Source organism: Rhodococcus sp. D-6, assembly GCF_040256695.1.
Taxonomy (GTDB): domain Bacteria; phylum Actinomycetota; class Actinomycetes; order Mycobacteriales; family Mycobacteriaceae; genus Rhodococcus; species Rhodococcus pyridinivorans.
This window is the reverse complement of the sequence record NZ_CP132970.1, coordinates 1,070,054-1,082,304: the sequence shown is the minus strand read 5'-3', so window position 1 is coordinate 1,082,304 and position 12,251 is coordinate 1,070,054. Positions and strand designations below refer to the sequence as shown.

Genomic DNA, 12,251 nt, shown 5'->3' with positions numbered 1-12,251 from the left:
CGCGTGCGCTACCGGGTCGTTCGCGGTCGTGGCTGACACTTCGGGCAGCTGTACGACGAGCGGTTCATGAACTTCTCGCGGCGGATCGGCGCGCCGCAGCGTCGGCACGGCTCGTTCTCGCGTCCGTAGACGTTCAGGGAACGCTCGAAGTAGCCGGACTCCCCGTTGACGTTGACGTACAGGGCGTCGAACGACGTACCACCCTGCCCGAGGGCCTCCGCCATCACCTCGGTGGCCGCATCGAGAGCCGACCGGAGCTTCGGACGCGACAGCGCGTCGGTGGGCCGGTTGCCGTGAATCCTTGCGCGCCACAGCGCTTCGTCGGCGTAGATGTTGCCGATGCCGGAGACGACGGTCTGGTCGAGCAGCGCACGCTTGATCTCGGTGTGCTTGGTGCGCAGCACGGCCACGACCGCATCCGGGTCGAACCGGGGATCCATCGGGTCGCGGGCGATGTGCGCGACCGGCAGCGGCAGACGATCACCGTCCACCTCCACGAGCGGGGCCAGGGCCCAGCCTCCGAAGGTGCGCTGGTCGACGAAACGCAGATCGGCACCGTTGTCGAGGACGGCGCGGATACGCAGATGCTTCTCGTCCGGCACGGTCGGAGGCTGCACGAGCATCTGCCCGCTCATCCCCAGATGCACCACGAGAGCCAGATCGGCCGGTTCGAGCACGAGCCACATGTACTTGCCGCGGCGCTCGACCGAAGCGACCTTCTGACCGGTCACCTGCAGTGCGAGATCGCGCGGACCGGGCTCGTGCCGTCGGACGGCACGCGGATGCAGCACCTGCACCGAGTCCACAGTCGCGCCGACGACGTGCGCGTCGAGTCCGCGACGGACCACCTCGACCTCGGGAAGTTCGGGCACCTGCGGTCAGTTGTCCTCGGTGGGCGTGTCGGCGGATCCGGACTGCTGGTCGGAAGCCCCGGCATCACCGGTCTCGGCAGCAGTGCCCTCGGTCAGCGCGTTCCATGCGGCCGACGCGGCCTTCTGCTCGGCTTCCTTCTTGGTGCGTCCGACACCGGTGCCGTAGGGATTGCCACCGATGAGGGCGGTGGCGGTGAATTCCTTGTCGTGATCCGGACCGGTGGCGGTGATCTCGTAGGCGGGAACACCGAGACCGCGCTCGGCGGTGAGTTCCTGCAGACTCGTCTTCCAGTCCAGACCGGCACCTAGGCGCGGGCCGCGTTCGAGCAGTGCGGCGAACAGGCGCAGAACCACTTCGCGCGCGACGTCGATGCCGTGCGCGAGATGGACGGCGCCGAGGAGCGATTCCATTCCGTCGGCCAGGATGCTGGCCTTGTCGCGTCCGCCCGTCAGTTCCTCGCCCTTGCCGAGCAGGAGATGCACTCCGAGCCCGCCTTCTCCGAGGCCGCGCGCCACCTCGGCGAGCGCGTGCATGTTGACAACGCTCGCGCGGATCTTGGCGAGTTCGCCCTCGGACTTGTCCGGGTGGGTGAGGTAGAGCTTTTCGGTCACCGCGAGCCCGAGGACGGCATCGCCGAGGAACTCGAGACGTTCGTTGGTGGGCAATCCGCCGTTCTCGTAGGCGTACGAGCGGTGGGTGAGCGCCAAGGACAGGAGTTCTGCGTCCAGAGGCACGCCGAGGGCGGCGAGGAGAGACTCGTGGCTCTCTTCGCCGCCCTCGGTAGCTGTTTCGGAGGACTTGCTCGTCACGTGAATACCGATTAGACGGGCGCGGTCACCTGACGGCCGTTGTAGGTGCCGCACGACGGGCACGCCACGTGGGGCAGCTTCTTCTCTCCGCAACCCCGGTTCGGGCAGGTGACGAGCGTCGGCGCAGTGGTGTTCCACTGGCTGCGCCGCGACCGGGTGTTGGAACGCGACATTCTGCGCTTGGGGACGGCCACGTCTACTTCTCCTCGTTGTTCGAGCTGTCGATTTGACTGCTGGGTTCTTCGGAGCCCGCGCCGAACTTGGCTGCCAACCCAGCCCAGCGAGGATCCATTGTCTCATGACGGTGCCCGGATTCTGCAATCGCCAGGCGAATGCCGCATTCGGGGCACAATCCCGCACAGTCGTCACTACACAACGGCTGCAGCGGAAGTTCCAGACCAACCGCGTTCACGAGGACCGGTTCGAGATCGATCAGATCGTTCTCGACGCGGTACACCTCGTCGTCCTCGGTGGTCTGCTCAGTGACGCTGTTCGGGTAGGCGAACAGCTCGGTGAGGTACACGTCCACCGGCTCAGTGAACGACTCGAGGCATCGAGAGCACTCGCCGAGGGCGTCGACACGAACACTACCGGTGACCAGGACGCCCTCGGACACCGACTCCAGGCGGAGATCGAGATCGATCTCGGAGCCTTCCTCGATCGCGATCAGATCGAGCCCGATGCGCGAGGGTGACGGCACCTTCCGCTCGACCGTACGCATCGAACCGGGCCGGCGGCCCAGGGAGAGCGTGTCGAACACCAGCCCCGAGTCCCGGCCGGAACGGGACGTGCTGGAATCACGGGTGGACACGGGGAACTCACCTTCTTCGGACGACGCAGGACACGACTCGGTCGTGATAGGGCAACCGCTCCATGATACGCGATGGGCGGCAGGAGCGAAAATCCCGCGGGTCAGCGGCGACGGCTCGCCCGGTGGTCGGCCTCCGCGAAGTCGGGAGCACCCGACAGCCGCAGCTGCTGCCGGCCGCGGCCGACGGACCGCAGCGTGGTGCCGAGCAGTTCCTCGAACTCTCCCAGCTTGCCGTCGATGTACTCGTCGCACTCCGTCCGGAGACGGTCGGACTCGGCGTGGGCCGAATCGATGACACGCGCCGACTCGGCGTGTGCGGCCTGCACGACCTCGGTCTGCGACACCAGACGTGCCTTCTCGGCCTCGCCCTCGGCCACGGAACGCTCGTAGGACGCCTGCCCGGACTCGACCAGACGGTCGGCCTCGACGCGGGCACGCCCGGTCACGCTCTCGTACTGCTTGTTGCCCTCGGCGACGAGATCGTCGGCCTCGGCCTGCGCATCGCGCACCAGTTCCTCGGCGTGGGCGCGGGCCTCCTTGACCATCCGGTCCGCTTGGGCCTTCGCGTCCGCGAGCATGCGGTCGGCGTCGGCGCGCGCGTCCTCGAGGAGGGTGCGTGCCTCCTCGTCGGCGTCCCCGACCGTCTTGTCGGCCTGAGCCCGCGCGTCGTTGATCAGCTTGTCACGGTGATCGAGGACGTCCTGCGCGTCGTCGAGTTCGGGCGGCAGCGCATCGCGCACGTCGTCGAGCAATTCGAGGACATCGCCGCGCGGTACCACGCAGCTCGCCGTCATCGGAACGCTACGTGCCTCTTCGACGATTGCGACCAGCTCGTCGAGTGCCTCGAATACCCGGTACACGCCCAACCCCAATCACTCGCTCGACACGACCGGTGCGGCCGCGCCGCCGTCCAGTCTGCCGCAGCGCAGGGCACGCTCGTGTGCCCTGCGCTCGGTGTGTCGGGATACGGCCGTCACAGGCCGTGCGGAGGGTCCGGTCTATTTCGCGGCGGCCCGCTCGGCCAGGCGCGTGAGCAGACGATCGTGCACGGAGCCCGGCAGCATCTCGGAGACGTCGCCACCGTAGGTCGCGACCTCCTTGACGAGCGAGCTCGAAAGGTAGCTGTAGACCGGGTTGGTGGCGACGAACAGCGTGTCGACGCCGGTGAGCTTGTGGTTCATCTGCGCCATCTGCAGCTCGTAGTCGAAATCGTTGGCGCCGCGCAGGCCCTTGACGATCGCGGTGATCCCCCGCTCGCGGGCGTAGTCGACGAGCAGGCCCTGCCAGGCGTCGACCGTGACGTTCGGCAGGTGCGACGTGGCCTCGGTGAGCATCTCGAGGCGTTCGTCGATCGTGAACATCCCCTGCTTGTTGGGATTGATCGTGACGGTCACGACGACCTCGTCGAACTGGGCCGAGACCCTGCCGATGACGTCGAGGTGTCCGTTGGTGACCGGGTCGAAGGATCCTGGGCAGACCGCGCGGCTCATGACCCAGCACCGTAGCAGGTGGCGATTTCCACTCTCGTCTCGCCGTAGCGCTTCGACCTGCCGACCTCGAATCCCTGCGGCCACACCGTTTCCGGTGATCGCGACGATCGTTCGACCACGACGATCGAGCCGTCCTCGACCCAACCTCCGGACACCAGCGTCCCGAGCACGCCGGTGACGGCCTCCTCGGTCACGGCGTAGGGCGGGTCGGCCAGGACGAGGTCGTAGACGCGGTCGGGGGTGCCCGCAAGCACGGCGGATACCGGTGCGGTGCGCAGCACCGCACCGGACAGTCCGACCGTCGCGATGTTCTCGCGGATCACGCCCGCCGCCTTCGCGTCGGACTCGACGAGCATCGCGTGCTCGGCGCCGCGGGACAGCGCCTCGAGGCCGAGCGCCCCCGACCCCGCGTAGAGGTCGAGGACGGCGGCCCCGTCGATGTCCATGCGTGCGTCGAGCGAACTGAACAGGGCTTCGCGCACCCGTTCGGAGGTGGGCCGGGTTCCGCGGGGCGGCACCTTCAGGCGCCGCCCCCCTGCCCGGCCGGCGACGATCCGTGTCACTCGGCGCTGTCTCCCGTGGACACCTCGACGAGCAGGTCGCCACCTTCGACCTGTTGCACCGGCCCGATCGCGACGCGCGTGATGCGGCCGCCGCGCGGCGCGGTGATCGCGGCCTCCATCTTCATGGCCTCGATCGTGGCGACGGTGTCGCCCGCCGAGACGCTGTCGCCCTCGGACACGACGAGGGTGACCATGCCGGCGAACGGCGCCGCGACGTGACCGGGATGGTTGCGGTCGGCCTTCTCCGCGGCAGGGGTCTCCGCGGCCACCGAGCGGTCGCGCACCGACACCGGGCGCAGCTGCCCGTTGAGGATGCACATGACCGTGCGGTAGCCCTTCTCGTCGGCATCGGAGATCGCCTCGAGGCCGATGAGCAGTTCGACACCCTTGTCCAGGCGCACCCGGTGCTCGTCGCCGTGCCGCAGACCGTAGAAGAACTGGTTGGCCGACAGCTCGGTGGTGTCGCCGTAGGTCTCGCGATGCTGCTCGAACTCCTTCGCGGGACCCGGGAAGAGCAGGCGGTTGAGCATGCGGCGACGCTCGTCGGACGAACCGCCGAGGGCCTTCTCCTCCTCCGGCGCGAGCGGGGTGATCGGCTTGGGCTCGGCGCGGCCCGACAGCGCCTTGCTGCGGAAGGGCTCGGGCCAGCCGCCGGCCGGGGTCCCGAGATCGCCGCGCAGGAAGCCGATCACCGAATCGGGGATGTCGTACTTGCCGGGCTCGGCGGCGAAGTCGTCGACCGAGACGCCCGCGCCCACGAGGTGCAGCGCGAGGTCGCCGACGACCTTGCTCGACGGCGTGACCTTGATCAGGCGGCCCAGGAGGCGGTCGGCGCCGGCGTAGGCGGCCTCGACTTCTTCGAAGCGGTCGCCGAGGCCCAGCGCGATGGCCTGCTGGCGCAGGTTCGACAGCTGACCGCCGGGGATCTCGTGGGTGTAGACGCGGCCGGTCGGTGCGGGCAGCCCCGACTCGAACGGTGCGTACACCTTGCGCAGCGCCTCCCAGTACGGCTCGAGATCGCACACGGCCTGCAGGTCGAGACCGGTGTCGAACTCGCTGTTCGCCGCGGCGGCGACGATCGCCGACAGGGCGGGCTGGCTCGTCGTACCGGCCAGCGCCGCGGACGCACCGTCGACGGCGTCGGCACCGGCGTGCCAGGCCGCGAGGTAGGTGGCGAGCTGACCGCCCGGGGTGTCGTGTGTGTGCACGTGCACCGGCAGATCGAAGTTGCTCCGCAGCGCCGACACGAGCGTCGCGGCGGCCGGGGCGCGCAGCAGACCCGCCATGTCCTTGATGGCCAGGACGTGCGCACCGGCCTCGACGATCTCCTCGGCCAGACGCAGGTAGTAGTCGAGCGTGTAGATCGACTCGTTCGGGTTCGACAGGTCGCCGGTGTAGGACATCGCGACCTCGGCGAGGGTGGTGCCGGTCTCGCGCACCGCGTCGATTGCCGGACGCATCTGGTCGACGTTGTTCAGCGCGTCGAAGATGCGGAAGATGTCGATGCCGGTGTCGGTGGCCTCCTGCACGAAGGCGCGGGTGACGGCCTCCGGGTAGGGGGTGTAGCCGACGGTGTTGCGTCCGCGCAGCAGCATCTGCAGGTTGATGTTCGGGATCGCCTCGCGCAGCGCCGCGAGCCGCTCCCACGGATCCTCGTGCAGGAAGCGCAGTGCGACGTCGTAGGTCGCGCCACCCCACGCCTCGATCGACAGCAGTTGCGGCGTCATCCGGGCCACGTGCCCGGCCACCGTCAGCAGGTCCTTGCTGCGCACGCGGGTCGCGAGCAGCGACTGGTGGGCGTCGCGGAAGGTGGTGTCGGTGACGCCGATCGCCTTCTGGTCACGCAGCGCACGGGCGAAGCCCTCGGGTCCGAGCTCGAGCAGACGCTGACGCGAACCGGCCGGCGGCTCGGCGTTCAGGTCGATCGCGGGCAGCTTGTCGTGCGGGTAGACCGTGGTGGTGCGCTCGCCGTGCGGCTTGTTCACCGTCACGTCGGCGAGGTACCGCAGGATCTTGGTGCCGCGGTCGGCGGACGAGCGCAGAGTCAGCAGGTGCGGGCGCTCCTCGATGAACGAGGTGTTGACGTTGCCGCCGCGGAAGTCCTCGTCGTCGAGCACCGCCTGCAGGAACGGGATGTTCGTGGCGACACCGCGGATACGGAACTCCGCGACCGCGCGGCGCGCGCGGGCGACGGCGGTCTCGAAGTTGCGGCCGCGGCAGGTGAGCTTGACGAGCATCGAGTCGAAGTGGGCGGAGATCTCCGCGCCGACCGAGGTGCCGCCGTCGAGACGGATACCGGCACCGCCCGGAGTGCGGTAGCCGGTGATGCGGCCGGTGTCCGGACGGAACCCGTTGGCGGGGTCCTCGGTGGTGATGCGGCACTGCAGCGCCGCGCCGCGGATGGTGATGCCCTCCTGCGACAGGCCCAGTTCCTCGAGCGACTCGCCTGCGGCGATGCGCAGCTGGGACTGCACGAGGTCGACGTCGGTGATCTCCTCGGTGACCGTGTGCTCGACCTGGATACGCGGGTTCATCTCGATGAACACGTGGTTGCCGCGTTCGTCGACGAGGAACTCGACGGTGCCCGCGCACTGGTAGCCGATCTCCTTGGCGAAGGCGACGGCGTCGGCGCAGATGCGGTCGCGAAGCTCGGGATCGAGATTCGGGGCGGGGGCGAGCTCGATGACCTTCTGGTGGCGGCGCTGCACCGAGCAGTCGCGCTCGTACAGGTGGATGACGTTGCCGTGCTTGTCGGCGAGGATCTGCACCTCGATGTGCCGCGGGTTGACCACGGCCTGCTCCAGGAAGACGGTGGGATCACCGAAGGCCGCGTCGGCCTCGCGGGAGGCGGCTTCGATGGCCTCGCGCAGTTGGGAGGGCTCGGCGACCCGGCGCATGCCGCGTCCGCCACCGCCGGCGACAGCCTTGACGAAGACCGGGAAGTTCATCGTTTCCGAGGCGGCGACCAGCTCGTCGACGTCCGACGACGGCTCCGACGACGCCAGCACCGGGAGGCCGGCGGCCTTCGCCGAGGCGATCGCGCGGGCCTTGTTGCCCGTCAGCTCGAGGATCTCCGCCGACGGACCGACGAAGGTGATGCCCGCTTCGGCGCACGCCGCGGCGAGGTCCGGATTCTCGGAGAGGAACCCGTAGCCGGGGTAGATCGCGTCGGCACCGGCCGACACGGCCGCTTCGACGATCTTCTCGACCGACAGATATGCGCGGACGGGGTGCCCCTCCTCACCGATCTGATAGGCCTCGTCGGCCTTCAACCGGTGCAGGGAGTTCCGGTCTTCGTACGGGAACACCGCGACCGTCCCGGCGCCCAGTTCGTAGGCGGCACGGAATGCGCGGATCGCGATCTCGCCACGGTTGGCGACAAGCACTTTCGAGAACATTGGTCGACGGTACCGCGACGTAACATGCCGCCTTCGACGCGCGTTCCACATCGTGGGACAAGGCGCCCGGATGGCACGACTGGAACGATGCAGTCGGCCCCGTCGTAACACGGCGTCAACATGCCGGGCACGGCCACCGAAACCTCACCGCGGGTTCTGCGGCACGGTGTACGGAACGTAACTCAGGACTTGTCGAGATAGGCCACGCGCTCGGCGTCGAGCGCGGCCCGCACCATGCTTGCGAGCCCCGGGTGGTGTTCGAGGCCGGGATCCTTCTCCGTCACCGTCCGGGAGAAGTCGCGAGCCGCCTCGATGACGTCGGCGTCGTCGACGAGCGAGAGTAACCGCAGCGTCGACACGGTGCCGGACTGGGCGACGCCGAGGACGTCGCCCTCCCGGCGCAACTGCAGGTCGAGCTGGGCGAGTTCGAAACCGTCGGTGGTGCCGGCGACGGCCTCGAGCCGCATCATCGTCGGGGTCGCGGGCTTCGCGTCGGTCACGAGCAGACACAGGCCCTGATGGCCGCCACGACCGACGCGACCCCGCAGCTGGTGCAACTGGCTGACACCGAACCGGTCGGCATCGACGATCACCATCACGGTCGCGTTCGGCACGTCGACACCGACCTCGACGACGGTCGTGCACACGAGCACGTCGAGCTCCGCGGCGTTGAAGGCCTGCATCACCGCGTCCTTCTCGTCGCCGGGGAGGCGACCGTGCAGCAGCCCCACCCTCAGATCCCGCAGCGGACCGGAAGTGAGGAACTCGAACTGCTCGAGCACAGAGACGGTTTCGGGCGGGGCCTGCTTGCCCTTCCCCGATCCCGACGGCTCGGGCCCGTCCGGATCGAAGAGCGCGTCGTCGTCGGAATCGCCGTCGCCGATGCGGGAACACACCACGTAGGCCTGCCGCCCCTCGGCGACCTCCTCGCGGATGCGTTCCCACGCGCGGTCGACCCACTTCGGATGCACCTTCGCCGGCACCACGCGGCTGACGATCGGCGACCGTCCTCTGGGGAGTTCGCGCAGGGTCGAGACCTCGAGGTCGCCGAGCACCGTCATCGCGATGGTGCGCGGGATGGGTGTTGCGGTCATCACCAGCACGTGCGGGGACGCGCCGTCGCGACCCCGCGAGCGCAGTGCGTCGCGCTGTTCGACACCGAAGCGGTGCTGCTCGTCGATCACCACCAGGCCGAGGTCGAAGAACTGCACCGTGTCCTCGATCAGCGCGTGCGTGCCGATGACGATGCCGGCATCGCCCGTCACCGCCTCGTTGAGCGCGGCCCGCTTGCGTGCGACCCCCATCGAGCCGGTCAGCAGGGTCACGCGGGTCGCGAGTTCGTGAGCGCCGAGTTCGCCCGCCGCGGCGAGATCGCCCAGCATCTTCGTGAGCGAGCGCGCGTGCTGCGCCGCGAGCACCTCGGTGGGTGCGAGCAACGCGCACTGCCGACCGGCGTCGATCACCTGCAGCATCGCCCGCAGCGCCACGATGGTCTTGCCGGAACCGACCTCGCCCTGGAGCAGCCGGTTCATGGGGTGTTCGCGTGCGAGATCGGCCGCGATCTCGTCGGCCACCGAGAGCTGCCCGGCCGTCAGTTCGAAGGGCAGCCGCCGGTCGAACTCGTCGGCGATCCCGCCCTCGCGGCGCGGGCAGGACGGCGCCGACCGCACCTCGACGTCGTGCCGGCGTCCGGCGAGCACGAGCTGCACCGCGGCGGCCTCGTCGAACCGCAGACGGTCGCGTGCCCGGTCGATCTCCTGCTTCGTGTCGGGCAGGTGGATCGAGCGGAGCGCCTCGTCGAGGCCCACGAAGCCGTGCTCGTCGCGCACCCACTCGGGCAGCGGATCGTCGACGTGGTCGAGCTGGTCGAGCACCTGCCGCACGCAGCGCATGACGGTCCACGACTCGACCTCGCGGGTCGCGCGGTACATCGGGATCAGCGCGCGGTCGAAGACCGACATGTCGACTCCCGATCCGTCCTGCGCGGTGCGGGCGAGACCCGCCAGGGCGCCGGCGCCCCGCACCCGCGCGGGGGTCGCCGAGACCAGGTCCTCGGCGTCGCGCGGTTCGGGCAGCACGAGATAGCTCGGATGGGTCAGGCTCCACTTGTCGCGGAAGTACTTCACGGTGCCGGAGAACATCGCGCGCACGCCGGGCTTGATGTTGTGCTTGACCCGGTGCGGGTTGAAGAAGGTGACGTCGATGCTGTGGCGATCGGAGCGCAACCGCACCGCGAGGCGTTTGCCGGCGCGGGATTTCATCGGCACCTCCTGCGCCGACTCGACCCGCGCGATGATCGTGATGTGCTGGCCCTCCGCGGGCTGGCTCTCGCCGAGTTCGGCGCCCTGGGTGGCGTAGCGGTGCGGATAGTGCCTCAGTAGATCCTCGACGGTGGTCATCCCGAACGCGTCGTGCAAGGCGTCCGCCGTCTTGCGGCCGAGGACATGATCGAGCCGGTCCGCGAGTGTCGCCACTGCCGTCCCTTCCGCTACTCCTGCGGTGGCCTCGCGGCGCACCGGCTACTCGACGCCGAGCTGCAGCAGGTCGCCGCGCTGACCGCCCTGGTAGACCACCACGTCGATCTCCGGGTGACGGCGATCGAGGTGGGCGGCCAGTTGCTCGACGAGTCCGTCGGGGGCGTCGGCGCCGACCAGCATCGTCACGAGCTCGCCGCCCGCGGCGAGAATCCTGTCGAGCAGCGACGCTCCCGCTGTCACCAGATCATGCTCGATCACTACGACATCATGGCCGGCCAGTCCGAGACTGTCGCCGGGCTCGCACGTTCCGACCCAGGTCAGCGCGCGTTCGTTCGCGTACCGCAGCGATCCCCAGCGCACGCACGACGCCGCCTCCGACATCGCGAAGGCGTCGTCGACCGTCGCGCGCATCGGATCGTGCACGGCCAACGAGGCCAGCCCCTGGACGACGGAGGAGGACGGCAGGAACATCACGTCACGGTCGTCCCGCCGCGCCCGGGCGCCCACGGCGACGACGTCCTGCGCGGAGAGCGCACCGTTGGGCAGCACCAGGACGTCCCGGCTCGGCAGTGCCCGGATCGCCTCGAGCAGTTCGTCCGGGGCTGAGATCTCCTCGGCCCGCAGCACCCGGGCACCCTCCGCCTCGAACAGTTCGGCCGCGCCCTCGCCGCCCACCACTGCGAGGACCGCCCGGGACTGTTCCTCCGCCGACTCGGCACGGACCCGGGCAGGAGCCGTGCCCAGCGCGACGGGACCGTCGCCGCACCCGCGACGCGCGGACTCGAGCGCGAAGCACGTGATGTCGATGCGGCTCAGCGAACCCGCCGCGAGACCGGCCTCCACGGCAGCTCCGGGCTCGCAGCAGTGCACGTGAACGGACCAGCACCCCGATCCCCCGGAAACGATCGCGACCGAGTCGCCGAGCGCGTCGAGGGAGGACCTCAAGGCATCCATGCGCGCGTCGTCGGAATTCCCGACGAGATACATCACTTCGTACTCCTGCTGGTCGCTGTCGTGACGTTCGTCGACGATCTCGGGTTCGACGACAGGCCGCGAGGTGCCGGCGAGCACCATCCGGCGATCGGGCCGTATTCCGGTGGTGACCTCCACCAGGCAGTCGAGCAGCACGAGCAGGCCGAGGCCGCCGGCGTCGACGACCCCTGCCTCGGCGAGGACGTCGAGCTGGGTGGTGGTGCGCTGCAGCGCGTCGGCGGCGGCGTCGGCACTCGCGACGGCGACATCGCACACGGTCGCATCCGTCTCCGAAGCGACGCGGGTCGCGCCCTCGGCCGCAGCTTCGAGGACGCTGACGATGGTGCCCTTCGCGGGTGCGCTGAGCGCTCCGGTCACGAGCGTCGCGGCGTTGGAGAAGGCGGCGGCGAGGTCCCGGGCGCCGACCGTCGTCAGTCCCGCGATCGCGTCGGCGAGACCGCGCAGTGCCTGTGCCAGGATGATCCCGGAATTGCCCCGCGCCCCGGCGAAAGCACCACGCGCGAGCCCTTCGGCGACGTCGGATGCGGTGAGCGCGCCGTCCACGGGCCCGCCGATCCGGGCCGCCGCGGCCTGCAGGGTGATCAGCAGATTGTTTCCGGTGTCCCCGTCGGGCACCGGGAAGACGTTGAGCGAGTTGATCTCCGCTCGGCGCTGTTCGAGCGCTTCCACACCGAACTCGACCCACCGGCGCAGCGCCCGCCCGTCCACCGTGTCCTCGGCTCCGAGCAACGATTCCACCCCCTTCGCCTCGTCCTGCGAGCATCGTCCACCTCTGCGATCGGTACCGTTGCGCACGGTGCCGAGCCCTGGCGAACAGGTTAGCCGCGAGTCGTCGCA

General features: G+C 69.5%; 10 protein-coding genes. All 10 read right to left on the bottom strand.

The annotated features are described in order from the left end of the window. Positions 1–8: 8 nt before the first annotated feature. Complete coding sequence (gene mutM / locus RBB84_RS05135) at positions 9–872, bottom strand: bifunctional DNA-formamidopyrimidine glycosylase/DNA-(apurinic or apyrimidinic site) lyase (RefSeq protein WP_006551210.1); 864 nt, start codon at positions 870–872, stop codon at positions 9–11. A gap of 6 nt (positions 873–878) precedes the next feature. Beyond that, positions 879–1,682, bottom strand: coding sequence for a ribonuclease III (gene rnc / locus RBB84_RS05130; protein ID WP_006551209.1), 804 nt, complete (start codon positions 1,680–1,682; stop codon positions 879–881). Between the two features lie 11 nt (positions 1,683–1,693). Next, the gene (gene rpmF, locus RBB84_RS05125; RefSeq protein WP_006551208.1) at positions 1,694–1,876 is read right to left on the bottom strand and encodes a 50S ribosomal protein L32; all 183 of its coding nucleotides are present in this window, start codon (positions 1,874–1,876) and stop codon (positions 1,694–1,696) included. Positions 1,877–1,878: 2 nt separating this feature from the next. Continuing rightward, positions 1,879–2,493: a DUF177 domain-containing protein gene (locus tag RBB84_RS05120; protein WP_006551207.1), complete on the bottom strand. Its 615-nt coding sequence runs from the start codon at positions 2,491–2,493 to the stop codon at positions 1,879–1,881. 101 nt (positions 2,494–2,594) lie between these two features. Beyond that, the gene (locus RBB84_RS05115) at positions 2,595–3,353 is read right to left on the bottom strand and encodes a DivIVA domain-containing protein (protein ID WP_006551206.1); all 759 of its coding nucleotides are present in this window, start codon (positions 3,351–3,353) and stop codon (positions 2,595–2,597) included. Between the two features lie 138 nt (positions 3,354–3,491). Then, complete coding sequence (gene coaD, locus RBB84_RS05110) at positions 3,492–3,983, bottom strand: pantetheine-phosphate adenylyltransferase (protein ID WP_006551205.1); 492 nt, start codon at positions 3,981–3,983, stop codon at positions 3,492–3,494. Next, positions 3,980–4,546, bottom strand: coding sequence for a 16S rRNA (guanine(966)-N(2))-methyltransferase RsmD (rsmD, locus tag RBB84_RS05105; protein WP_006551204.1), 567 nt, complete (start codon positions 4,544–4,546; stop codon positions 3,980–3,982). Before rsmD ends, coaD begins: the two co-directional genes overlap by 4 nt. Then, the gene (locus RBB84_RS05100; RefSeq protein ID WP_006551203.1) at positions 4,543–7,944 is read right to left on the bottom strand and encodes a pyruvate carboxylase; all 3,402 of its coding nucleotides are present in this window, start codon (positions 7,942–7,944) and stop codon (positions 4,543–4,545) included. Before RBB84_RS05100 ends, rsmD begins: the two co-directional genes overlap by 4 nt. 182 nt (positions 7,945–8,126) lie before the next feature. Continuing rightward, entirely contained in the window at positions 8,127–10,418 is a 2,292-nt protein-coding gene (recG, locus tag RBB84_RS05095; protein WP_064256376.1) for an ATP-dependent DNA helicase RecG, read from the bottom strand. A gap of 45 nt (positions 10,419–10,463) precedes the next feature. Beyond that, positions 10,464–12,152: a DAK2 domain-containing protein gene (locus RBB84_RS05090; protein ID WP_033096480.1), complete on the bottom strand. Its 1,689-nt coding sequence runs from the start codon at positions 12,150–12,152 to the stop codon at positions 10,464–10,466. Between the last annotated feature and the right edge of the window lie 99 nt (positions 12,153–12,251).

Coding starts and splice junctions, on each gene's coding strand:
- RBB84_RS05100 (WP_006551203.1), bottom strand. CDS start 7,944: ATGTTCTCGAAAGTGCTTGTCGCCAACCGTGGCGAGATCGCGATCCGC.
- coaD (WP_006551205.1), bottom strand. CDS start 3,983: ATGAGCCGCGCGGTCTGCCCAGGATCCTTCGACCCGGTCACCAACGGA.